The organism is Enterococcus larvae (assembly GCF_017830045.1).
In the GTDB taxonomy this organism is placed as follows: domain Bacteria; phylum Bacillota; class Bacilli; order Lactobacillales; family Enterococcaceae; genus Enterococcus_L; species Enterococcus_L larvae.
This window is the reverse complement of the sequence record NZ_JAEDXU010000011.1, coordinates 1-25,631: the sequence shown is the minus strand read 5'-3', so window position 1 is coordinate 25,631 and position 25,631 is coordinate 1. Positions and strand designations below refer to the sequence as shown.

General features: G+C 40.7%; 21 protein-coding genes. 2 read left to right on the top strand and 19 right to left on the bottom strand.

From position 1 onward, the window contains the following. Window positions 1-27: 27 nt before the first annotated feature. The 10 genes from I6N96_RS16765 to I6N96_RS16720 all read right to left on the bottom strand — a co-directional run bounded on the left by I6N96_RS16765 (window position 28) and on the right by I6N96_RS16720 (window position 12,363). On the bottom strand, window positions 28-1,044 hold the full coding sequence (locus tag I6N96_RS16765; RefSeq protein WP_209558724.1) for a BsaA family SipW-dependent biofilm matrix protein: 1,017 nt from the start codon (window positions 1,042-1,044) through the stop codon (window positions 28-30). Between the two features lie 74 nt (window positions 1,045-1,118). Continuing rightward, window positions 1,119-2,015 (bottom strand): signal peptidase I, encoded by an 897-nt coding sequence (locus I6N96_RS16760; protein ID WP_209558723.1) that lies wholly within the window; start codon window positions 2,013-2,015, stop codon window positions 1,119-1,121. 105 nt (window positions 2,016-2,120) lie between these two features. Beyond that, a complete protein-coding gene (locus I6N96_RS16755; RefSeq protein WP_209558722.1) occupies window positions 2,121-2,813 on the bottom strand; it encodes a winged helix-turn-helix domain-containing protein in 693 nt (230 codons plus the stop codon). A 343-nt stretch (window positions 2,814-3,156) separates the two neighbouring features. Then, window positions 3,157-4,251 (bottom strand): tyrosine-type recombinase/integrase, encoded by a 1,095-nt coding sequence (locus I6N96_RS16750; RefSeq protein WP_209558721.1) that lies wholly within the window; start codon window positions 4,249-4,251, stop codon window positions 3,157-3,159. 575 nt (window positions 4,252-4,826) lie between these two features. Beyond that, the gene (locus tag I6N96_RS16745) at window positions 4,827-5,525 is read right to left on the bottom strand and encodes a glucosamine-6-phosphate deaminase (RefSeq protein ID WP_209558720.1); all 699 of its coding nucleotides are present in this window, start codon (window positions 5,523-5,525) and stop codon (window positions 4,827-4,829) included. A gap of 208 nt (window positions 5,526-5,733) precedes the next feature. Next, a complete protein-coding gene (locus I6N96_RS16740) occupies window positions 5,734-7,731 on the bottom strand; it encodes an FtsX-like permease family protein (protein ID WP_209558719.1) in 1,998 nt (665 codons plus the stop codon). Window positions 7,732-7,737: 6 nt separating this feature from the next. Next, entirely contained in the window at window positions 7,738-8,493 is a 756-nt protein-coding gene (locus I6N96_RS16735) for an ABC transporter ATP-binding protein (RefSeq protein ID WP_209558718.1), read from the bottom strand. Window positions 8,494-8,681: 188 nt separating this feature from the next. Then, window positions 8,682-9,674, bottom strand: a complete 993-nt coding sequence (locus tag I6N96_RS16730) for a sensor histidine kinase (RefSeq protein WP_209558717.1) — start codon at window positions 9,672-9,674, stop codon at window positions 8,682-8,684. 1 nt (window position 9,675) lies between these two features. Then, window positions 9,676-10,353: a response regulator transcription factor gene (locus I6N96_RS16725; RefSeq protein ID WP_209558716.1), complete on the bottom strand. Its 678-nt coding sequence runs from the start codon at window positions 10,351-10,353 to the stop codon at window positions 9,676-9,678. Between the two features lie 180 nt (window positions 10,354-10,533). Beyond that, a complete protein-coding gene (locus tag I6N96_RS16720) occupies window positions 10,534-12,363 on the bottom strand; it encodes a glycerophosphoryl diester phosphodiesterase membrane domain-containing protein (protein ID WP_209558715.1) in 1,830 nt (609 codons plus the stop codon). A gap of 581 nt (window positions 12,364-12,944) precedes the next feature. Here I6N96_RS16720 and I6N96_RS16715 point away from each other — a divergent pair. Next, a complete protein-coding gene (locus tag I6N96_RS16715) occupies window positions 12,945-13,382 on the top strand; it encodes a hypothetical protein (protein ID WP_209558714.1) in 438 nt (145 codons plus the stop codon). A gap of 91 nt (window positions 13,383-13,473) precedes the next feature. On the opposite strand, the gene gshAB is transcribed toward I6N96_RS16715, so the two are convergent. The 4 genes from gshAB to I6N96_RS16695 form a co-directional block, all read right to left on the bottom strand. Continuing rightward, window positions 13,474-15,759 carry a bifunctional glutamate--cysteine ligase GshA/glutathione synthetase GshB gene (gshAB, locus tag I6N96_RS16710; protein ID WP_209558713.1) on the bottom strand — a complete coding sequence of 762 codons (2,286 nt, stop codon included), beginning with the start codon at window positions 15,757-15,759 and terminating at the stop codon, window positions 13,474-13,476. A 155-nt stretch (window positions 15,760-15,914) separates the two neighbouring features. After that, on the bottom strand, window positions 15,915-16,628 hold the full coding sequence (gene treR, locus I6N96_RS16705; protein ID WP_209558712.1) for a trehalose operon repressor: 714 nt from the start codon (window positions 16,626-16,628) through the stop codon (window positions 15,915-15,917). Between the two features lie 191 nt (window positions 16,629-16,819). Further along, entirely contained in the window at window positions 16,820-17,470 is a 651-nt protein-coding gene (gene pgmB / locus I6N96_RS16700) for a beta-phosphoglucomutase (protein WP_209558711.1), read from the bottom strand. Next, on the bottom strand, window positions 17,470-20,133 hold the full coding sequence (locus tag I6N96_RS16695; protein ID WP_245187019.1) for a glycoside hydrolase family 65 protein: 2,664 nt from the start codon (window positions 20,131-20,133) through the stop codon (window positions 17,470-17,472). The genes pgmB and I6N96_RS16695 overlap by 1 nt, the downstream gene beginning before the upstream one ends. Before the next feature lie 330 nt (window positions 20,134-20,463). Here I6N96_RS16695 and treP point away from each other — a divergent pair, with 330 nt between their 5' ends. Further along, window positions 20,464-22,461: a PTS system trehalose-specific EIIBC component gene (gene treP, locus I6N96_RS16690; RefSeq protein ID WP_209558710.1), complete on the top strand. Its 1,998-nt coding sequence runs from the start codon at window positions 20,464-20,466 to the stop codon at window positions 22,459-22,461. 86 nt (window positions 22,462-22,547) lie between these two features. Here treP and I6N96_RS16685 read toward each other — a convergent pair whose 3' ends face one another. The 5 genes from I6N96_RS16685 to I6N96_RS19795 form a co-directional block, all read right to left on the bottom strand. Continuing rightward, entirely contained in the window at window positions 22,548-22,796 is a 249-nt protein-coding gene (locus tag I6N96_RS16685) for a hypothetical protein (protein WP_209558709.1), read from the bottom strand. Between the two features lie 13 nt (window positions 22,797-22,809). Beyond that, a complete protein-coding gene (locus tag I6N96_RS16680; RefSeq protein ID WP_209558708.1) occupies window positions 22,810-22,998 on the bottom strand; it encodes a hypothetical protein in 189 nt (62 codons plus the stop codon). A gap of 156 nt (window positions 22,999-23,154) precedes the next feature. Beyond that, window positions 23,155-24,330: an LPXTG cell wall anchor domain-containing protein gene (locus I6N96_RS19965; protein ID WP_209558707.1), complete on the bottom strand. Its 1,176-nt coding sequence runs from the start codon at window positions 24,328-24,330 to the stop codon at window positions 23,155-23,157. Window positions 24,331-24,431: 101 nt separating this feature from the next. Continuing rightward, window positions 24,432-25,337 (bottom strand): hypothetical protein, encoded by a 906-nt coding sequence (locus I6N96_RS16670; RefSeq protein WP_209558706.1) that lies wholly within the window; start codon window positions 25,335-25,337, stop codon window positions 24,432-24,434. A 30-nt stretch (window positions 25,338-25,367) separates the two neighbouring features. Then, the coding region (locus I6N96_RS19795) for a hypothetical protein (RefSeq protein ID WP_245187018.1) at window positions 25,368-25,631 on the bottom strand (264 nt) is incomplete at its 5' end.

Sequence of the window (25,631 nt, the reverse complement as noted above, 5' to 3'; positions counted from 1 at the left end):
ATGATACTCTTTAATTTTTCTAAATAATTAGTTCGTTGCAGCTGCTTCTAATGCTGCTTTCAGAGCTGCATTTGCAGTAGCACCTGGCCAAGCTTCGATTGCTTCTGCTGTTCCTTGCAATGCTTCTGTTTTAACTTGTAGTGTGTAATCCATATACATGTAGCTGTTTCCTGCTGATTTGTCTAGCGTTACAGATGTCATCAACAATGGTGATACTGTTCCTGAAGGAACGATACCTACATAGTAGAACCAGCCGTCAGCGACATTGTAGTACCATTTGTCAGCAGTTGGTGTTGCAGCGATGTTTGCATCATGGTATTGCAGAGTGATCAAGTTATCTGATTCGAATCTGCCGATGTCGCCAGTACCAACGAATAATGGTCCAGCTGTCCAGTTGAATGTTTTCACAGTGTCTTTTTCATAATAATCATACGTAACGTTTGCCGCAGTGATTGTTTTAGCTGTGCTGTCGATTGTCCAGTCTGCACTTACTTTACCATTTTGATCAGAAACTGCTAATACAGCATATTCTGACAAAGTAGCAGAAGCAGCGATTTCTTTCACATAAACAGTTACACCAGCAGGTGCGCCTGTTACAGTGAATCCTTCAGCAGCTGCTGTAGTCCAAGAAGTAGTATCCGTTACTGGAACTGGCATGAATGTGCCGCCGTTAGCAAACAAATCAGCATCTGCTTTTTTAGCTGCTTCTTTGAATACTGTCAAGTTTGGCTGAGCCGCACCATCGTTCTTGAATTTGTGAACCATTTCTTCAAATGACGCACGTACAAATACATCAGACTCACCTAAGTTGGATACCCCAACATCTTTTTGAACTTTTGTTCCAGGTGTTGCTTTTTCCGCTTCTTCTTCGTCAAAGATTTCCCATACCTTAACAGATCCATCAGGAATCCCGCTTGTCTTGAATTCGTTATCCACTGAATCTTGTGCTGAGAACCATGCAAAAGTTCCTGCTGCCAACATCAATAATGTCAAGGCTGCCGACGCACCCGTCACAAATTTTTTGTTCTTTCTTAGATTTTTCATCCTTGTGTTTCCTCCTAATAAAATTTTTATTTATATAAATCTTTGCCTACATGCTTCTTGATGCATGCAAAGAGCTATATCCTTTTTTTAGTGTTCTTTCTTTTTTTTGTTTCCTTTTTTTCCTCTTCCGGCGCAAAATACTGTCGCAGTAAAATGACCAGCAAGAAAAAAGAAACAACAATGATAATGACCGGAATCGTATGATTCTTGATCAGACTGAGAATTTTCCCGGCCTTCGGAATGGCAAACTGGACAACACCAATCACACGATCTCCGGTGACCGGCGGATCAGCCATATTATTGGCATCCCCCTGTGTTGTGAAAACAGGGTAGCTTTCAACTGTTTTTACCTTGCCGTCCGCCACTTCCGGTTCGGCCTTTTCAGGCTCTTCTTTCGCAATAACTCTGTGGGTCAGATAGGTGTCCGGTGACTGTTGATTCGGTACAAAAGTGATAATATCTCCGACCTTGATTTTTTCCGAGTTCTCAATTTTGACAATAATCATATCTCCAGCAATGAAATTCCCTTTTTGACCATCCTGTGTCTTTCTCATTGAGTTCGTGTATACTTCATAAAAACGATAGCCGTAAAAGGATTTATCATTTTTTTCACTGATTGTGAAAACCGCAGCTCCTCCAAGCATCAACAAAATGAAAACAAAGAACAAAACATCAAACAACGCTGCAATGATCTTGTTGGATTTTTTCTTTTTGCCTTGTTTACTTGTTTTACGTACATCAGCTTTTTTTAATGTTTTTTTCTGCTGAGTTTTTCGCTTCTTCTTTTTATTCCCACTCTTATTCAACGTATTCTTTTTTTTATTCTCAGAAGAAGAATCAATTGTTCGTTCTTCCGAAGGTCGCTTTTTTCTTTTTTTCCCATTCGACCTGTTCGATGCTTTTGGATTTTGTTTGCTTTCACCGTTCTTTTTCTTTGGACGTTTTACCATCTGTGTTTCCTGTATGGTCAAATCTTTCTGCCTCCTGACTTTACAAATGACCGAGTATACCAAGCGCTGAACAGCACAGGGCAGTACCAGCTGTTCGCTTTTTCGATTCTGGCTCTCATTCAACACTTACTTCGATACAATCAACATATATCCTCTTGAACGGATGGTTTTGATATATTGCAGATTTAGCATGTCTTTTTCAATTTTCTTTCTTAAATGAAAAATCAAATTTGCTATACGCGCTTTAGAGACTACTTGTTTATCGCCCCATATTTCTTGATGGATTTCTTCATAGCTCATTGCCTTACCACAGTTCTCGTACAACACACCAAATATTTGAAACTCCAATCTAGTTAAACTCACTTCTTTTTCACCTTCGATAGAAACACTTTGATTCGCATGATTGAGTTGGATATCCACCGCAGGCTTCTCCTTTTTCGTCGCCTTTTCTTTATCCCGTTGACTACTGTTCAGTGTATTGCGAATGATCAGACGAAGTTCTTCCGGATCACACTTTTGCTCAATATTTCCTGAAGCTCCTAATTGCAAATAAACCAATCGATTCACACTTGGGATATTCCTTGAGGCAGTCCAAACAAGCGCCTGAGATTCTTTTTTGATTGACAAAATGAGATTACAGACCCCACCTACATTTTCCTGATTTTCATCAAAAATAATCACACCATCAACCTGCCGAATAGTATCATCCAAATTTTGCTCAGATTCGATGGAAACAACCTGATAGTGCTCTTTTTCCAGACTATCTATGTACTCTTGCTCCAATTTTCCAGATATGTTCAAAACGCCTATTGTATGCATAATACTTCTCCTTTCCTGATTTCTTTCATATAATTTATGGGATAGACAAAAACTGACTATCGTTATTCAGCAGTTAAAAATAATGAAGTTTTGTATGGCGGCAGACCATTTAGCACGTTTTTTATAGCTTTCTTGTTTTTACTAAAAACAAGAAAAGAGAAATAAACATTGTTAAATCAAAGAGAAATATTTTTTTGACGGTCAAATTGACGGCGGAAATGAAAAAGAGGGAGACCCTAATCAATAGGTATATTGATTAGGGTCTCCCTCTAAAAATGAATAAACATTGATTCCGTTGATATTTTCTTGAATAGCTTAGCTTCATCCTTGCATCCCATCCTTCTCAGGAAACTAACAGTTCTACTGCCCGTCTTTCTTCACTCCGAGTTGAATTTGTATATATGTCCAATGTTAGTTTGACCGATGTATGTCCAAGCAGTGATGAAATTGCTGCTACGCTGATCCCGCATTCCAAACAGCGCGTAGCAAATGAATGTCTCAATGAATGAAAACTGATCGATAATAGTGGTGTGTTGGCAATAATACGCTTAAAATGATTGCTGATCGTTCTTGGTTCCATCGGTTTTCCTTGTACAGAAACTACATATTCACTATCAGATTCTTTCTTTCGTTTCCTTAAGCATCGAATCATTTTTTTTGAAAGCGGTAGTTCTCTTTGTGACATTTGAGTTTTCGGACTTCCTTCCAACAAGATGGTTTTCTTTCCTTCAGAAGAAAACGTCTGAACACGCTGTAACGTTCTGGAAACGGTCAACGTTTTAGATGAAAAATCAATATCCTCCCACTTTAAACCTGCAATTTCCCCAATCCGAAGACCTGTTTCCAATGAAAGTATGATTGGAAAACCGTAGCTGTCTTTTTCCGCCAACTTCGTGATTAATTGACGTTCATCTAAAGAAAGAGTTTGTACCTTTCGCTTGTTTACTTTCGGCAGCTGAATATCTTCCAATACGCAGCTCTCTATAAGGCGTCTCTTTTCCGCCTCCTTCAAACAGCTTTTTACAATTTGAAAGACTGTACGAATAGAAGAAGCTGATAATTGTTTTTCCTGCATCTTTATCATTTGATTCAGTTGTCTGGATGATAAAATTTTTAAGGTCAAATGTCCGATATGCGGCTTAACATACCGTTCTAATTTATTTTTATAGCTATTATAAGTGCTGATTTTTACAGTTCCACTGATCATTTCCAACCAATAATCAATCCAAATCGCGACATTTCCTTCAAAATCCGCTTGTTCCGGGTCTGTTTGTTTCAACATAAATTTTTGTGTGATAAGCTTCTCTTTTATTTCCTTATAAGAATAAGCATACAAATAACCATAACGAATTTTCCCATCTTTGTTTCTTCCTTGAACATAGCGGCCCTCCCAACGACCATCTTTACGTTTGTATATATTTTCTCCTCTGCGAGCCATAAAAACTCTCCTCTTCTTTGTTTTTTTGACGGCTAAGATGACGGCAAATATAAATAATAAATGGATATTTCTCAATTTTTTTCACTTTTAATAAAAAATATGATAGAATATTAAAAAATTAATGTTGTATAATAGATTTATTCAGAGCAACAATAAATTTAAATTAAATTATTTCAAACGAATAAATAATTTAACATGAAATGATCTCTACATATTGAATTTTTCCCCCTTTCTTGTTTTTAGTAAAAACAAGTTTTTTTATTTTTGTTTTTATTTATTTATCGATTATTACATATAAAACAAATCAAAAGCGAGTTCTTTTTCAGGCTATTCTTATAATCATTTTGAAAATTGTTTTTCTATTCCCGCAATTGTTACCAGAAGAATCCATATAGATAGGCATAACAACCCAATTGATTAAAATAAAAAAAGGATATATTCATACAAATATCCTTTTTTGCTCATCTCATTCTTTAATTTAAATAAATGTATTCTGTGTAAACACAAATAAAGAGGAGCTGCTTTTGCTGAAGCGGCGCCTCTTTATTTTAATCATGTTTATTTAGTAGCTATCGTTATTTTTCCAAAGCTGCTGCAGCTTCTTTATCCAAAATCACCGTCAGATTTGGATGCAGTTGTAAAATTGATGCCGGCACCTCTTCACTTACCGGTCCAGTCAGAACTCTTCTAACCATCTCAGCCTTCTCAGAACCATTAACAATCAAAATTAAATGCTTTACACGCATGACGCTGACAGGTCCCATCGTAACAAAAGACATTCCCTTTTCCATCATTTCAGGCACAAACCATGATTCTTCACCAGTCACCGTTACCTTATACGTCAGTTTGTTGAATGCTGTCGTTCCAGGCATATTGCCGCAGAAATGCCCATCCTTTCCTAAGCCGATCAGCATCGCATCCAGACCGCCTGCATCTTCCAATGATTGATCCTGCGCCACATAATTTTCAGGCGTCAACGGATGGATATTCTCTTCATTAATTGCGGCTGGCGTCAAGTATAATCTTCTTAAGTCACTGATTGTGATCCCTTCTTTTTGACCTTCTACAGGAATCTCATCAAAATTATAATAATGGACATTCTCATAATTCGGGTTCTCTTTTACTGCCGTTACCATTTTTTCATAGACCTTTACAGGTGTATTTCCACCAGTGATTGACAGATTCACTCGCTTCGCCTCTGTCATATGCCCTAATAAAATATTTTTTGCTGTTTCACTCATCGCTTCGAAATCGCTTTCAATAATAACTTTCATTCAATTGTACCTCCATTTATCTTTTTCTTGATTATAATTTGTGGGAACAATCCCATGTCAAGATAAAAAATACAAGAAATTGGAAATCCTTATGAATCGGAAAAAAGCGATGATACCGCTGTGATGCAAGTCCTTGAAACAGAATAAACGATATCTTCAAAAAACTGCTATCAGCAGTTTTTGAAAATACCGTTATTCGTTTATCCGCTTATCTTTCTACTAATCGATAATAAACCTTTGATGTCCGCCAATAAATAATGAAGTAGCAGAGAACGAAGATCCCCACACAAACAGTGGTTGTCATCAACAGTAATGCACCATTTGTCAAACCAAAAAGAACCAACAACTTTTTGATGATCGGAAAAGCAAAGGATAGATGCAGGACAGCTACAACGATCGGCAGGAAAAAGACCAGTAGAATCTGATGCTGGATCGTCTTATGCACCTCTTTATGACTCAAGCCAACCTTCTGCATGATTTCAAAGCGGTCATGATCATCATTGCCCTCTGAAATCTGTTTATAGAAAATAATCAGCGTCGTTGCAATAATGAAGCTTAACCCGAAAATCACTCCAATGAACAGGAAACCACCCATCATCACTTGATTGGATTCTCGATCTTCATCAAGAGAAGATACCGTCACATCCAGCTCTTCCATCCCCGCCTGCTGTCCAAGGACAGCGAAGTCGTTACGTAATGAGTCAACTACAGTCAGCCGCTGCTCTACAGTACCCTCCAGCTCAAAAAGCACACTACTTTCCAGCTCTCTGGAAAACATAAAGGCACTCTTTTCAAAATCCTTCTCTACATTTGACAGTATTTGTTCAAACTGATCATCTGGGACAAAAACAAGGAAGCCTTTTAATGTCTCATCTTCTTTTTTAGGTGACAGAACAAATTCCTCCGGTACATCCTTTACCGTGAATTGCTGTGAACCAATCGTTATTGTTGAACCTGTATAGCCGCCATATACCGGGTAAAGAATCACTTCATTATCATTCAGCTGCTCATTTTTCTGTTCAACACGGTTGTACTCACTTAGTTTGATAAACTGAAACCCATTCACATCGCCATAATTACTGATGGATTCCTCTTCCGGAATATAGATGCCCTCTGATTTTCTTACAGTGAGTGCACTGGAGGACGAAGTGATATACTGTAAATTTTTCACAGGGACACTATTATTTTGTGCCGCAGCCTCTACGATTCCTTCTACTTCTTCAGCCGGTAGATTGGCACTGATTGAATTTTGAAAAGGATTGCGGTTTTTGATCATATCTTCTCGCCCCACGTAGAGAGAGACAGTGGTTGAAATTGTCACTAACGCCATCGTACATAAGATACAAATCGTTGCCAGTCCCGCTCCATTTTGTTTCATTCGGAAAATCATACTTGAGATAGAAATGAAGTTAGAGGGTTTGTAATAAAAACGCTCTCTGCCCTTCAAAAATTTCAACAGCGTGATGCTTCCTGCAACAAATAAGCTGTAAGTACCGATAATAACCAAGACAACGGCTACGAAAAATAATGTCAATGCTTCCACCGGTGATTGGATTGTCAAGGAAATACCATAGCCAACGCCCAAGCAGCCGATACCAAGAATAGCCATTATCCATTTAGCTTTCGGTTCTTTTTCACCAGATTTCGCCTGACCAAGCAGTTCGATCGGCTTAGATTTTCGTACCTCCCACATATCATAAAGGAAGGTTACCAGAAAAATTGCCGCAAACAATGTCACTACTCGAAGCAGCGAAGCAAAGGATAAATCGAACACAAAATCATCACCGAAACCAGTCAGTTTTTTCAGCACCAAAAACATCAGCTTTGAAAAAATCACACCGGAAATGACCCCACCTACCATCACAATCAAGAAGGTGTATAGATTTTCAAACAGCATCATGATCGTCAGGTTGCCTTTATCCATTCCCAAAATATTGTATAAACCCAGCTCCTTCTTTCTGCGCTTGATCAAAAAGCTATGGGTATAAAATGTAAAGACGACAGAAAAGATCATGATCACGATACTGCCAAAGCTGAACATCGCCTTCACAGACATTGCCTGCGGCAGAGAATTCATCCCGTCATTATGGAGCATCACTTGCATGATAAGGTTTAGTATGACGGTAAAAATCGTTGCTAGACCAAAGGGAATATAGACAGCGCTGTTCTTTTTCAAATTATTGTATGCTAAACGTGAATACAGCATGTCTCCTCACCCCTTTGCCAGTAATGTCGTCATTGTTTTTGAAATTTCCTCAAATAGCTGTTCATTGGTTCGCTGACCTCTGTATAGCTGATGAAACACCTGACCATCCTTGATAAACAGAATACGGTTAGCTCTGCTTGCCGCCAGTGCACTATGGGTAACCATCAAGATTGTCTGGTTTTGATGATTGATTTCCTGAAACAGCCCCAATAGATTTTCTGCACTTTTAGAATCCAATGCTCCCGTTGGTTCATCTGCCAAGATGATCTGCGGCTTGGTGATCAATGCTCTAGCCACTGCGACCCGCTGCTTTTGACCTCCCGATATTTCATACGGGTATTTTTCTAAAAGCTCTGTGATACCCAGAATTTCTGCTAATGGCTGTAGACGCTGAGTCATCTCACTAACTGACGTCTTTGACAGTACTAGCGGCAGGAAGATATTATCTTTTACAGAAAAATTATCCAATAAATTGAAATCCTGAAAGACAAACCCAAGATTTTCTCTTCGAAAAGCAGCCAGCTTGCCTTCGGGAATATCTGTAATATTCTTCCCTTTCAGCTGTACCGATCCCTGTGTCGGCATATCCAAGGTTGCCAATATGTTCAGCAGCGTACTTTTTCCGGAGCCCGATTCACCCATGATTGCAATGTATTCTCCTTCTTCCACCTGAAAAGAGATATCCTTTAGTGCAGTTACCTGATTACCGCCGAAACGGGTTTGATAAACCTTTTGTATATGTGTTACTTCCAGCATCGTCATTCTTGTTCCTCCTTTGAAATAGGTGTGACAACCAGCTTGTATGAGACGCAATCCCTTGTGTTTTCTCTGACCTTTCGTCGTTGGAGATGCTGTGTCGCGACCTCTCGCTTTCTTCTCCTTTATGGTAAACAAAACAGCAGTCGAAAGCTACTTACACTTCGGCTGCTGCACTTACATTGATGTAAGGTTCATTCCATTTTATAGCGATGCTGGCTCAGGTTCAGCCAGGCTTTCGTCCCTGAGCCCACTTCAGAGGTCAGATAGATTTGATGCCCCAGTTTTCGCATGATCTCTCGACTCATATAAAGTCCCAGACCTGTTGCTTTTTGCTCATTATGACCGTTATAGCCTGTATAGCCCTTTTCAAACACTCGATCGATATCCTCCTGTAAAATACCGATTCCAGTATCCTCGATTACAAGCTCCTTTGGCTTATTGGGATTACTATATATCTTAATACCGCCTTGACGTGTATACTTGATTGCATTCAAAAGGATTTGCTCCAACACAAAACCCAGCCATTTTTTATCACTGATAATTACTTGACCTGTATCTTCCAGAGAAAAAGACAGCCCTTGATAAATAAAGAATGTCGCATACTTCTTGACAGTTTCCTTGATCAGCCGATCAATGTCTACTTCCTCAAAAACAAAGTCCGTCTCTGTGTGATTCAACCGCAAATACTGAAGCATCATATCCAGATACTGATCGATCTTGAACAGCTCCTGCTTCAGCACGGTATGATCCAATTGATTTTCCTGCATTTTCAAATTCAATACAGCTAACGGTGTTTTGATTTGGTGACTCCACATACTATAGTAGTCCATCAAACGATAGTTTGCCTGCTTTGAAGCAGCCACATCCTCTCGGCATTCCCGATCTAATGTCTCTAAAAGGCGCTCATAATCCTCCTCGATCAGCTGGCACTGAGATTTGCGGCTTTGTACATACAGCCGTACAGCTTTCTTGCCATTCAAAAGCTTCAAATGCTGTTTTCGATAGCGAATATATTGCACTGCAGTCACAAGAATCAGTAAAAATCCGGAAAAGAGCAACGCATCTCCGTACACCTCAAAGGGCACATCATATAAAAAAAATGTACTGATGAAAAGTGCCACCATCCCAATATAAGTAAGAAGAATAACCCTTCTATCCGATAAATAGCGGAAAAATAATTTCATCCTACTCATCCTTTCCTAAGCGATACCCTGTTCCCTTCTTCGTTTGAATATACGTATCCAGTCCAATCTCACTGACTTTCTTTCTAAGACGGGCCATATTGACTGATAAGGTATTGCTGTCAACAAATGCTTCATTTTCCCACAGCTTTTCCATGATCAGTTCCTTGGCAACCACTTTTTCAGGCTGTTGAAAAAGCAGATCAAGGATTTTCGTCTCATTCATGGTCACTGGAATACAGCGATCCAGCAAACAAACCTCAAAAGCTTCTAAGTCTAATAAATAGTCGCCATAACTTAAGGTTCGCTTATCGGTAAAGCTGGGATTCCTTCTTAGGATTGCCTGGATTTTTGCCACAAGCACCTCCAAATCAAAGGGCTTGGGAATAAAGTCATCTCCGCCCATGTTCATTGCCATCACAATATTCATATTGTCACTGGCTGAAGATAAGAACACAATCGGCACATCTGATTGCTTACGAATCTCATTGCACCAGTGATAGCCATTATAAAAGGGCAGTGAGATATCTAAAATAACCAAATCCGGCTGATATCTGTCAAAATCTGCCAGCACCTGTTGGAAATCGGTCACTGACTGTACATCAAAATTCCATTTTTCCAAAAATGCTGCAACTGTTTCAACAATTCGGCTGTCATCTTCAACAATAAATATTTTCTTCATTTGCTGCTCTCCCTTACCCACTACTCAACTACGTCTTTTTCAGTTTACCATATGAGCGCTTCGTTACAATAAAAAATCCGTACATACTGATACAAACAAAAAATGAGTGGAACCATGTGCGTCCCGCTCATCGCTTATTTCTCACACAGAAGTGCCTTGACAGCATAGAAAGATTCAACCCTAATTTCTCTGCCAGTCCTCTTCCTCCAGATAGACTCTATTTGTTTCCTTTTGAAATTCATTGACTGCCTCTGTTCCCCACTCCGGATAATCAGTGACTAATCCAAGGACACCTAGATCAAGTAATTGTCTCATGCTTTCCTTTTGATTGACTGTCCAGACATAAACCGGCAGCCAAGCTCTACGGAACTCCATGAGATATTCCCTTGTTGCCATCCATTCTTCAATGAAAACAAAATCGATATTCATGGTTCGAATCACACCCGGATCAAGGACCCCCATACCGCCAAATATGCAATAACCGCTGATTGTTTTAGGGTATTTGGTATTCATTTCATCAACCAATCTATACTCCAATGATAAGAAAATCGATTCCTCCAGTAGTCCATGCTCTTTCAATACATCTGCTACTTCATCCACTAGATTTTCTTTTTCGTGACCATGCCGCTTCAATTCAACTGCCAAATTGATTTTCCCTTTAGTCAGCTGAGCCACCTCTTCCAACGTTGCAATTTCGCCCACCATGCCGTTTTGCTTCAAAGCAATCTTACCTAGCTCCTCTGCTGTCAGCTCATGAACGGATTGGTCAATATCTGCCAAGCGCTTCAACGAATCATCGTGGATAACCATCGGGATACCATCGGCAGATAATAGAATATCGATTTCTGCATACTCGGCTCCTGCATCGATCGCTCCTTGAATAGCAGCGAGTGAATTCTCCACACCGGCAACACTCCCCCGATGCCCGATCACGATTGGCTCATGGAGATCTTCTGCACCCTCGATCATTCGATAGAAGGACCCAATCATCGGAACAATGATCAAAACTGCCAGAAGCAGCACGACGCCTTTTTTACTCGTAAGTTTTTTTCCAAAAACCCCTATGGACTTTTGGGCAGCTGCCAATTTATTGTCCACAGCCTGTTCCTTCTCCAAATCGATCACCTGATTATTTTCCGGAGAATAAAACATCACGACCATTGAAAGTAGGATCGGCATCAAAACAAACTTTCCTATATAATAAAACAGCAAAATAACGCTAAAGCCCAGTGTCGGCATCGACAAGCGATAGGTCTGATAGATTGCCTCAAAATTGACTGCTGTTGAATGAAGCATTCGGAGAAACACCTCACGGGGCAGCCAGTCAGCTACCAGCCAAACAACACCATATAGGGCAAACAGCTTGAAAACTGACTGCTTATTTTTCCATACATAATAAATGCTGCGCTTAAATGCTTTGAAAAAACGCCATTGTTCTAAGACCATCATTGGGATCGTATAAATAAATAGAAAGAATAACAATGTTATCAGTCCGTAAATAAGGAAATTCGCCAGACCGCCCCAGCTGTGTTTAGTAAGCTCACCTGTAATAAAATTAGGGATCTGAAACCGTGAAAACAAAGCACTGCTCAACCCCATTCCTGATACAGGCAGAAAAATAAACACATAGAAAAAGTACCCAACTAAACTAATGCCTCGTAAGCTGGAAAAGGTCGTAAGCGCCTTTTTTATTGCGTCCTTCAACGACAACAGCTTGCCGCTTTTCAAATATTGACTCAAAATAACAATTACTGAAAATTCCAGATAAGCGGCATATGAAGCAATTCCGATAATTAGGAGCGCCGCCAGAATAGCCTGTGGTGTAGAAAAAAACGAAAGCATATCTGTATTAAACAGTACTTGATAGCCTGTAGTTTGTAGTGCCATAAAGAAAATAAAATTTGTCAACGGCTGTAAAATAAGCCTGTGCAAAACATTCACGACCAACATAAACAACACCAATTGACCCGTCCATTTCAATAATAACTGCCTATTTCCCCTTATATCCATACTTCTCCACCTTTTCGTCCTATTTTATAACAATCGTTATCAACAAGGATATTATAACCTACTTCACGCTGAATAATTAGCTAAAATTGATGCCTACCCATTTTTCTGATAACGATAAACAAAAAAGGAGCATTCTACTCCTCTACCAGAAAAAATAAGTCTTAAAGAGATGTTTTTACAACAAATATCGCAATAAGTATTAACATACGTACGAATTAATGTTAAAATTACTTTATAAAAAGTAAGGAGGGGTATGCAAATGTGGATTGATATCGTTCAATATTGGTTAAACGTAACATCTAACTTCTTCAACTTGTTCAGATAAGAGCATCTGAAGACAATGTATTACAAACTTAAAGCCCTTTGGATAAGACAGTATCTGGTCTTGTCCATTTTTTTGTTTTCAGCAAAACACATTGGCCGTCAATAAACAAAGTTTTTCTCTTTTGCCTCTTTTAGCTGTCATGCCCCTATGCTATACTTGGCATTCAAAGAAGAATTGCCTAATGCAGTAATTGGTTGCTATGCATTTACAGGACTCTTTGAACATTAAAATAAAGCTTGATAGGGGAGCGAAAAAAATGAAGAAAAAGTGGATATGGTTACTGGGGATCATGTTAGTTGTAGTGGCAGGTTGTGCCTCCAGTACTGCCGAGGAAATCGAAATAAACGATGATAAGATTCCATCTGTTTACAAGGTACTCGGAGAAAAGAAAATCACCGGCACAAACAGCAGTATCAAGGATGATGTACGGACGACAGAACTCACTTACAAAGCCGGCAGTATCAGCGAAGAAGAGCTCGTTGAGTACATGACCTACCTAATAGAAGAAGAAGGGTTTATTCCTACTATCGATACAAAAGAAGAGGATGGCAAGCTGACTAACCAATTAGGGGCAGAATCCGTAACAGATGAGCATATCGTTCTTATTGATCTGACCTGTTCAACAGATTTTGAAGGATCAACTGTCATCACTTACCGATCCGGACCAGGACAAATCACAAAAAATAACGAATAAACAACATCATAAAAAAAATAAACAACCCGCAGTTGATGTCTTGCCCCTTTAATGGGATGAGATATCAACTGCGGGTTTATTACATAAATAATTATATAGAATCTGATTGCTCAAACAGCTCTGGATAAAGCAGCTTGAGAACATCCATGGTCAAGTGTCTGCCAGTTCCGGAATAAGGATAGATATGCATGTGCATCGCAGGATTGAAATTCGCTTCAATAATGCCGTATGTGTGCGCTCCCTTATCTGCCGGAATCGTCTTATCCGGAATGATCAAATCGATTCCGCAAATTCTAGCACCTAACGCAGCAACTGCATCGATTGCCAGTTTTTTGTAGCTTTCATCGAGCTGATCGGTAACATCGATCGAATCTCCGCCCGTACTGATATTGGAATTCTCTCTTAAATAGACTACCTGACCCTTTTCAGGAACAGCGCTAATGATCAACCCCTGTTCCTTCAGCATCAAACGCTCCAGTTCCCCTAACTGAATCAGCTCAAGGGGAGCTCGATGATTTGTGCCCCGCAGCGGATGAAGATTCTTTTCTGCAACCAGCTCTTCTACTGTCTGCACACCATCTCCTACAACATTGGCTGGGATTCTCAACAGGATCGCCTTCACTTCATTATCGAGGACAAAAAAGCGATACTCTGTCCCTTCCATGAATTCCTCGATCAAAATAGATGTATCTTCTTTAAAAGCCAACGACAGCGCTTCGAGATAATCCTTACCAGAAGCCCCATCTTTGAAAATGGATATTCCTACACCATAGTTTGTTGACTTCGGCTTGACTACAAACGCCTGATTTTCATATTTCAAATAGGCCCGTTCCGCATCTTCTAGAGAAGTGAATTCATCTCCTCCCGGCACTCGGAAGCCTGCCTGTTTCAAAATCTTTTTCGTGACGGTCTTATTCTCCATGATCAGAGGAACAATATACGTATCCAGACTGGTCATATTGGCGTTTTTCACATACTCTACATGAGCTTTATGCTTCAACTTCAAAAACTGCTCATTTTCATCCAATATCTCTACTTCCAGCCCTTTTTGAATGGCATCGAAAAGAAATACCTGTGTAGATAATTCCATATGACGAAAGCCAGCAAGCTGATAAGGACGTTCAAAAGCAATCGACTGGTATTCTTTACCATACACGATTCCCAGCTCAGTATTGGAATTCGCTTCAATAATCGTCCACATTTTTCCAGATATTGTCATTTCCGGTGTCCGCAGCTGCTCTTGATACGTCGTTAGCAGCTCCTTTTGACCATAAATGCCCAGCTCAGTAACCATATCCATCATTTCAGAAAAGATTCGGTCCCCCTCTGCCGGCAATGTAATTTGTGCAAAAGGATGCGTCAACGCAATCTGCTCATTCAACAGTTCGCCTGTCGCCACCCATTCATCAGCCTGCTCCTTCTCTTCTGTCCACAACAGAAACAGCATGAACAAGTGCATAAACTGCATCGTGTCGCCATCTATCCCCATAGGTGCAAATGGATTCAAATCAATATTTCTAAGCTCAATATAACGAATCCCTTTCTTCGGCAGATCCGCCATACATTTTCCGCCCCGTAAACGAACCGGTGCATAGAACTCCTTCTCTTCAGATAGAACCCCGTTCTCCACCATGGTTTGAATGTCATCAATATACTCTTCCAAAGAAGTATAGGACACCTTTACATCTTCACGGTTTCGATAGCCAAACGAGCTGTTGCGGATGCTTCGAACCGGCTCTGTCGGACGATTCTCTTCTTCTGTGAAGTAGCCCCACTCACTAACAGGCGACGCACCAAACAAATAGGTGATCAGCCAGCGATAGCGTAAGTAATTCCGTGACGCCTTCATATAAAGTACATTCTTGAATTGTTCAATTGTCTTACATTCTTCCTGTGCCTTATACATACGAGCGATCAGCTCTTCTCCATACTCAAAATTGAAATGGATGCCGCTGACCATTTGTTTTCTTTTACCATATTCTCTGGCAAGGTAACGTCTGTAAAGAATATCTTCGTACTTATCCAACTTGGCAATCTTGATATCCCGATCATTTTCAGGTAGTCTTGGCGGCATACTTAACGGCCAAAGCATCTCACTTTTTCCGGTTGAACGAATCGCCACATCATGAACAGCAGCTAGATACCGCAGAGTTTCCATGATCGAATCTGCTACTGGCGTGATCAGCTCCATCTGCGTCTCACTAAAATCAGTTTGAATATAGGGATGATAAGAACGATTTCCTAATATCTGCGGGTGTTCCGTTTGTGCAAGTGCACCATCCAAGGTTACTCGCTGACTCTCTTTTTCCAATCCAAAACGAGCAGACATCGCATAGGGCCGCACGTCAGTTTTGATCAACAATTCTTTTAAATTCATTTATTTTCGCCTTTCTGTCTGTCGAATAATTCACATCACTTACTATTATATAGAAAAATAAACAGAAAGAGAATCTTTCTGTTTAATAAAAATCGATTGTCTAAGAAAAGCAGTCTAAGCACATCGAAGTCTTTCACTTTCTACGGCTTGCTGTATCAGCCTTTTCTGCGACGGGCAAATTCAATAAAACGAAATTTATCCAAGCGGTGAATCGATTCAGTATATTCAAAGCACGTGGTATCTTCTAAATACACTAAACTTCGTACAACCACCACATGGCTGTCTCCATGCAGCGTCATCAGTTCCTGCATCTCTTGTGTCACAGGCTCCACAGTGATTTCCTTTTGTGCATAAGAAATAGCCAGCTGCAGATCATTTTCAAAATACTCATAAATCGAATCCTGCGCTCGTTCCTCAGGCAGCTCAGGCACGACTGACTGCAACAAATAATCCTTATCTAAAATTGCAATTTCGCCGTCGATCTTCCGCTGACGAATCAGCTTCCATGCCATCTCTCCCACTGTCCACGCTGTTTTTTCATTCAACTTTTCAGTGACTGGTACCTCTTCCAACACACGGACGATCGTCTCACTGGGAATACGCTGTGTTTCCTGCAGCTCCTTATAGCTCGTCAAGCCGGCAATCGGAAAATCAAACCTATTCAGGTCCAACACGATAGAGCCCTTTCCCTGTTTCTTTTGTATATATCCTGCATTCAGCAGCAAGTTCAACGCCTTGCGAATTGTCTCTCTTGAAACACCGTATACTTGGATCAGCTGGTTTTCACTTGGCAAAAGAGTATGTGCCGGATATTCACCTGCCAGAATTTTTTTCTCCAAATCCAGGAAAATCTCATTAAATTTATTCATCACTATCTCCTACCTCCGTCGATAGTTATTATAATGTCTAGTAAATCAAACTGCAACCTTTCCTAAAGCGTTTACTTTTTTATCCGTCGAAAAAATGGCTTTTCTCAAAAACCAGAACAACTTCTTCATACATAAAAATCCTTTTTATACTGCACCTATTAAAAGCTGCAGTATAAAAAGGATACTCACATTTATTTCATCAACAGCTGTTCGATGTCCAGCTCATCCAGACGATGAACCAGCTCGTCCGCTCCAGTCAACGGACCTTCCTCGATCACACCAACAGCATACATTCCTGCTCCATTGATTGCATCGATCCCAGCCTGTGCATCTTCAAAGCCAACCGCTTCTTGCGGTGTAATAGCTAATGCTTCCGCTGCCTTGAGGAAAATTTCCGGATCAGGTTTACCTTTTGCTAAGCTGTCCGGGTCGACAATATAGCGAAAATCTTCTAAAACACCCAGCTTTTCTAAAATAACCGGTGCATTTTTTGAAGCAGAGGCTAATGCACAAGGAACTTCTTTGGCTTTCGCCTGTGCCATAAACTCTTTCACTCCGGGAAGAAGATCAGCTGGTGTCAAGTCTTCCAGAAGACGAACATAGTGATCATTCTTCTTTTTAGCCATCTGTTCTTTTTCAGCTTGTGAAAAGTCATCAGATTTTCCGCCAAAGGCTAAAATCCGATCCAAAGAATCCATTCGACTGATTCCTTTCAACTGTTCGTTGAACACTAGGTCGATCGTAATGCCTATCGATTCTGCCAAATCCTTCCACGCAAGGTAGTGGTATTTTGCGGTATCTGTAATGACACCGTCCAAATCAAAAATGAATCCTTTTCTCATCACACATTGACTCCTTCATAGAATATTTCTTTTGGCTGACCGCCAATTAGAGAAACTGCTCTGCCTCCAACAGTCAGTGAAACTGATTGATCCGCTTTGATCCAGATTTTTTCTTTATCGATCATCACTTGATAGTGAACATTGCGGATGTTCAAACGGAACGTGATTTTCTGCCATTTCTCAGGCAGCTGCGGGTGAATCTCCAATGCTTCTTGTCGAATATCAATACCAGCAAAGGTTGTTAGCGTGATAAACAATGTCGCTGCCATCACTCCGGCATGAATCCCTTCTGCTGTCGTTCCGCCTTGAATATCCTGATAATCAGAATATAAGGCTTCCTGATACAGCTTCCATGCCAGTTCTTTGTCTTCCACGATAGAAGCCAGCTGCGCATGCACGATACGGGAAAGCGTCGAGCCATGAGACGTTCTTGCCAAGTAATAATCCAGATTTTTTTCAAGATAATCCTTCGGCAGTTCGTAGCCCAAATCCTCCAAGATTCGATCCACCATTTCTTTTCGGAAATTGTAGAAAATCATCAGACTGTCCGCCTGCTTCGCAACCTTATAATCGTCTGCGCTATGACCTTCTGCCCGTAAAATTCGATCCATACGATAAATATTCCCGTATTTTTCTCTATAGTAGTCAAAATCGACTTCCTTCAAATCAAAGTAGCCATCATATTGTGCGATGACCCCCTGATCATCAATCTGCAGATTCAATTCCTGTCTGATTCGATTCATCTGAGCCAGATCATCCTTCGTCAAACCAACCTTCTTTTGTACCGCCATTAAATCATCCGCATCATAAGCGGCATACAATTTTTCGATCTCTTCAAAAAGCCACACCACCATCATATTCGTGTAGGCATTGTCCGTCAAGCCGCCTTTTTCACTACCTGGATAAGCTTCATGAAATTCGTCCGGTCCCATCACACCTGAAATAGAGTAACGTCCCTTCTGCTCATCGTACATTGTAGTACTTAGCCAGAATTTCCCAATTTCCAGTAACAGCTCGATACCATAATGAACCATAAATTCCTTGTCTTCTGTATTCATATTGTACAGCCAGACATTATAGGCAACAGCTAAAGATACATGGCGCTGAAGCTTACTGTGATCTTCGCCCCATTCTCCACTGATTGGATTCAAATGCAGCTCTTGAGACTGCTCTGTTCCATCCAAGCCGGATTGCCAAGGGAACATCGCTCCCTGATACCCCGCTTTTTCAGCGCTGGTTTTTGCTGCTGGAAGACGATTGTAGCGATACATCAATGATTGGCGCGCAATCTCTGGGAAATGAATGATGTAAAACGGCAGGATAAATAGCTCGTCCCAGAATATATGTCCTCTATACGCCTCTCCATGCAGCCCTCTCGCTGTAATCGATACATCCAATGACGGATTAGCAGTCGGTGAACCGGAAACCAGCATATGATAGGTGTGCAGGTGCAGCATCTTTTCAGACATCATATCCCCTTCGACTGTCATTGCCGCTTCTTGCCAGTAGCCGTCCCAAACCTTCGCTGAAGCCTCCTGAATATCGGAAAAACCAGTAATTTGAAACTCGTCAAAGCTATGATTTACCTGTTGCTCCTCCGACTGGTAAACGTGGACCGCTACACTTTTTTCTAATGTATAGCCCTCGCCTTGAACAAGCTCAGCTGTTACAGACTGAAGAACCTTCTCTTCTGTCTTCTCGTTCTGCAAATCATTAAGGTCCAGCTCTTGACTGAACAGCTGTGCCTCCTGAACGATTGTGATATCTGAATCCAATGTTTTAGCAAGCAAGCGACTCTTCGAACCCTCTACTGCTGTTTCCGAAACAGCCAGATGCTGCTTCGTCAAGCTGCGATAACGGGCAACATTGTAATTGAATACTGTCCCATCCGCCTCTGTCAGAAAAATAACTGATCCACTGAAATTAAGCGGCGTCACTTGATAGGATACACTGTATTCGTGCATATTCGCCATACTCACAACACGCTTTGCAACGATTTCTACCTGTTTGCCGGAAGTCGTTTCGAAAATACCGGTTGCTTCAAAAAGACCCGTGCGCATATCCAGTGTACGCTTGAAGGCTTTCACTGTTTCTTCTGAAAATGACAGGATTTCTCCATCAATGTTCAGTGCAATATATTGCAGATTCGGTGCATTAACAAAATCTTCGTTTTTGATTTCCTGTCCTTCAACGATTGAGCTTGCTGTATTATATAGACCAGCAAGATATGTTGCCGGATACGTGTCTTCTGTAATACGCATCTCAGGTGTTGTTCCTCGTAAACCAATGAAGCCATTTCCAGTTGTTAGTAAAGCTTCTGCTGCGTATTCATCCTTCCCTTGACGGAAGTCATGATAGACGAGCCGCCAACTGCAGGTTTCCCGTTCATTTTGCAATGCCGCTTCAACAGTTGTTTCGATCGATTCGGCAAAAATAACCGGCATATTCAGCGCTTCTTCTAATAATAGACGAAACTTGTCTAGCTCTGCTGCTTCAATCGAAGAATTCTTTTGGCGAATCACACAGCCATCCAGCTTTTTCTCTCCCAATACCTCACTGAGCTGTTGAATACTTTCTGCACTATCATAAGAAAACTCCATCTTCTGTTCATCTGTTTCCACGAGTAATTGCTGTCCAATTACACTAATCGTTATATACTTCATGAGCCGCCTCTCCCTTACTTGTCTATACATGTTCAAAATCATTATACAATCCTTGATTCCTTTTTTCAAGCGTTATCATCAGGATCGGCAAATTCTCCTCATTTGTTTTTTTATCTTCTATGTAAATAGGTATATCCCAATCAAAACATTGAGGCACATGCAACTCCAAACTTGTCTATTCTACTTTATTTTTCTACTCGTTATTTTTATAAAAAATGGGGCAGAATAATTTTTTTATTGTAAAACGCTTGCATTTTTTTATATAAGCGGTTATTATTAAGTCGAATTAAACAACTTGTATACACAAGTTAAACGAAAGGAGTTTTTCTGATGGGTAAATACACAGCAGATGCAGAACAGCTATTAAAAGATATTGGCGGTAGAGAGAATATCGCGGCTGTCAGCCATTGTGCCACCCGTATGCGTTTTGTACTAAACGATCCGTCTCTAGCAGATGAAGAAGCAATCGAGAACATTCCAAGTGTAAAGGGGATGTTTACGAACGCCGGTCAATTTCAAGTAATTATTGGGAACGATGTGCCATTATTCTTTAACGATTTTTCAGCAGTTTCCGGAATTGACGGGGTTTCTAAAGAGCAGGGGAAAGCAGCAGCGAAACAAAATCTAAATCCCGTTCAACGAGCAATCGGTGTACTGGCAGAGATTTTCACACCAATCATTCCAGCGATTATCGTTGGTGGATTGATTCTCGGCTTCCGAAATGTACTTGAAGGTATTCAGTTCAGTTCCCTTGGTGGACAAACAATTGTGGAATCCTCTCAGTTTTGGAGCGGTGTCAATCATTTCTTATGGCTTCCGGGTGAAGCAATCTTCCATTTCCTTCCTGTAGGGATCACATGGAGTATTGCGAAGAAGATGGGGACAACTCAAATTCTCGGTATTGTACTGGGGATCACGTTAGTTTCTCCACAATTGCTGAACGCTTACGGCGTAGCAGGAACTGCCGCTGCAGATATTCCATTTTGGGATTTCGGCTTTGCGCAAGTTGATATGATTGGTTATCAAGCGCAAGTTATCCCGGCAATGCTGGCAGGATTCATGCTGGCTTATCTGGAGATTTTCTTCCGCAAGATCATTCCACAAGCCGTCTCAATGATTTTCGTACCATTCTTTGCCTTGCTGCCGACCATTCTTGCAGCTCATTTGATTTTGGGCCCAATTGGTTGGACGATCGGTAACTTTATCTCTAATATCGTGAATACAGGTCTTACTTCTGCCTTCAACTGGCTGTTCGGTGCTGTATTCGGCTTCTTATATGCACCATTGGTTATCACAGGTCTGCATCACATGACCAACGCAATCGATACACAGCTGATTGCAGACTTCCAGTCAACCAACCTTTGGCCAATGATCGCTCTGTCAAATATTGCACAGGGTTCTGCCGTGTTAGGTGTTATCTTCCTACACAGAGGCAACAAAAAAGAGGAACAGGTTTCCATTCCTTCTATGATCTCTTGTTATCTTGGTGTAACTGAGCCGGCAATGTTCGGTATCAACCTGAAATATGTATATCCGTTCGTAGCAGCCATGATTGGTTCCGGTCTGGCAGGGATGTTCGCTACATTAATGGGCGTACGTGCTAATGCAATCGGTGTTGGCGGGCTGCCTGGTATTCTGGCGATTCGTGCACAAGATTGGCTAGCATTTGCAATCGCTATGTTGATTGCCATTGCCCTACCATTTGTTCTAACGATTTTCTTCCGCAGACAAGGGATTTTCAACAAGCTTGATCCAGTCGATGAAGCGACAGGAGAATTATATGCTGATGAACTGGCAATGGCTGGTAATGTACCACAAAGCTTTGCAGTAGACGCAGTAGAAACAACAACAGCTACTCCAACAGGATCAGAAGAAGAAGCACTATTCGCGCCTGCTGATGGGGAAGTCATCACGATTTCAGAGGTAAATGATCCGGTTTTCTCGAAGAAAATGATGGGTGACGGCTTCGCTGTTCGACCAGTCAATGAAAAAGTGTACGCACCGGTTTCCGGAACGATCACAAACATTTTCGAAACAAAACATGCAATCGGTATTCTGACTGATACAGGACTGGAAGTACTTGTCCATATCGGATTAGACACCGTTGAACTGAAGGGTGAACCTTTCCGCCTTCATGTTAAAGAAGGGCAAAAAGTAACAGCAGATACATTGCTTGCAGATGTTGACTTTGAAAAAATCAAAGCAGCCGGCAAGGGCACTGATATCGTTGTCGTTATGACAAATATGGACCGTGTATCCAATGTATCTATTGATAAAACCGGCTCTACTTCTAAGCATAATGGAATTGGGCATGTAACAACGAAATAACAAAGAAACACAGGTAAAGAATCTGATCTTAGATTTCTTTCCTGTGTTTTATTTATTAAAAAAGAGGATTCAAAGAATGATGTGGATCATCCGTACTTTATCTTAACCTTATTTTTCATTTTACTGCTTTTAAGAATATACTCCTGTATCTTCAACCAACTTCTATCTAAATCATTGCTGCCGCAACCACTTCTGCTGCTGCATTCAATTCCTGTATTGCTTGCTTCACTGAACTGCTGCAGTTCCTTTTCGATAGTCCAATTACAGCCTCCTACTCCTAAAAAGTCTGTATGAGCTACTGTTGAAAAAGAGTGCAGCACCACGTTCGAAGCCATTTACTTGATTCAACTACTCTGCCTCTCTCCTTGTTGAAGCAGAGCATTCAAATCCACTTGTTTTGTCCACCTTCTTTGAATCCATCTTTTTTACGATTTCCGAAGAGCCTGCAGCCCAAGTCAGACCTTTGCTCTTGCTCGTTGCCAATCGAGCTGCAGCTCTTTTCCTACCGATGCATCGACGCTGTAAATCCCGTACCAACAAGGTCTCTTCTTATGTTCATTTCAGAGACGATCGACACGACACTTGTTGCCCGCACACATCTTTACATCAACATTTTTACATTCATTTGCTCTTGATAGTTTATTGTAATGAAGATATCCTGCCGTTTATTTCCATTCCTCTGACAAGATTCTTCTAGTTCTTTTTCCCAGCAAGCTTACGTGTAATGATCAATACTGCGGCAACCAGAACAGCAAAACTGCCTATAATAGAAAGTGCTGCGTTTACCGTTGCTCCGGTTTTTGGAAATTCTTTCGTTCCAGCCGGCTTCATGACAGTACTTGTAGAGTCCGTTGTCCCTGCTTTTATCGGTACTGCTGGAATCGTGTATTCATATTTTTCTCCAAATATACCATCATGAAATGGTTTTAAAGATATCGCTGTACCAGCTTCCAGTTCTCTTACTATAGTAAACTTCCCGTTCTCATCTGCTTGATACGTACCATAGGCACCATTCATAACCCATAATCCAATAGATGCATTTGGTGCGGTTTCTCCTGTAAGCGTGTGTGTCGCATGGTCATAAGACACATTCTTGATCTTCATAGAATTTATGAACGCCTCAGAAGGAATCGTATAATGGAAGGGCTCTCCCTCATTGCCAAAGCCGTCACCAGCTGTCAAAATAATCTCTGTTCCCGGTTCAAATTGATCTGTTACACTAAATAATCCAGCGCTATTTGCTGTAACCACATTCTGATCCTCTTTACCAGGAATAATTGCATATATCGTAACATTTGGCGCTGTTGCTCCGTTGAACGTCTGTGTTCCAATATCATAACTGACATAAGTAATATTCAAGGATTTCTCAACATTCGGCTCTTTTACCTTGATTTCATACTGCTCACTTTTTCGACCATCTAAATATGCTTCAAACTTGATCACTCCGGCAACCGGATTACTATACGTAAATATTCCAGATGCATCAGCTCTAAGTGTTCCGCCGTTTGAGTTTCCTGTATTTACATGGATGATCAGAACGTCTGCATTCGGTTCTGTTTTCCCTGTGATTTGGTCATTTTCAGCATCGTAAACAACATCCCAAATCTTCAATTCATTGGCTATCTTTGCTTGTCGTTTTTCCGTTATGTCAGGAGCAACCGTTTCTTCCTCAGTTGAACTTTCCTGAACGTCATTTTGGAGGTTCTCACTACTCTCCATTGCCTCTGATTCTTCACTTGTTTCCTCTGTGCTTATTACTTCAACCTGTTCACTGCTCTCTGCTGCGACTGATTCCGCAAAAACTCGACACGGAGCAACAGCAATCATTCCCAACAATAACCCTACACCTAGTAACCTAAACTTTTTCACGTTGAACGCTCCTTTCTACACATATATTACCCAACGAAATCTTTGTAACATAAACGAAATAAAAAACAAGAATATCGATTTTCCGACTGTTTCTATCTAAATTATTTTCTCGTTTTCACACGAATCTTGTAAAAACCACCTGCAAAGACTAAGAGGAATACACCGATTGCTGAAACAAGTCCGCCACTATTTTCTCCGGTATGCGGGAACCAGCCTTTCGCTTTTTCGGAATCTTCAGTTTTTTCAACAGTCGAGCTGCTTGTAGTTGTTTCTGTACTGCTTGTTTCCGAGGTCGCTGTTTCCGGCACCACAAATCTATAAGAGGCTCCTACCTGACCGTTGATGTCTGAAGCAGTAAAGATAACTTCCATGCCAGGCTCGAAATCATCTTGCACAGAAAATGCGCCACTTTCATCTGCCGTCACGAATCCTTCTCCCATGGTGCTTGGTACATACATATGAACTGTTGCATTCGGTGCTGTTTTCGCTGAAAATGTTTTTGTCTTCGTATCATAGACAACCTGTTCGATCTTCAATGACGGTTCACCATTTTTCTTGATTACTTCCACCATGACCGGAGCACTTACTTTCCCAGTAGTTTTTGACTTTGCCTGTATCTTGACATTCCCCGCAGGCGGAGCAATGACCACAAAACTCCCATCTTCGGCAACCTGGAAAATTCCTGCCTCAACAGCATCTTCAGAAGAATAGCAGGCAATAATTGTATCCGAATCTGCTTTACCGATGATCTGGTCCTTCTCCTCATTGTAGACCGCATCATAAATTTTCAAGTTTTCATCAATTTGATCTTCCGTTCCTTCTGCCCCAAAGGTTTCAATCATCGCATTTGACTCTTCTGTGACTTCCCCATTACTTTCCTGTGTAACAACCTCTTCAGTTGATGCTTCCATCTCCGTTGACTCATTTGATTCTCCGTATACCTCTGTTCCACCATATACTAATAAACCAATTAACAAACCTAACCCCAACAACTTTACCTTTTTCATTTCAATCACTCCTGTTTAGAAATATTTAAGTCACTCTTTCGAAACAATTGTAACACAACTGAAATATAATGAACAACCATTTTTATTTCTTAAGGTTTTCTTAATAAATAAATGACAGATGTTTTGGAATAGAGAGGAATCAATTTGAACAGCAGCAGAATATAACAAAAAGAGAGTGGGACAATAGTCTACTCTCAAAAAGAAAACAAGTCTGATTTTGATGATCAATATCAAAATCGGGCTTGTTTTTTCTTCTTTCCGTCTCTTTCTCTCCATGTGCTTCCCTAATTTCCT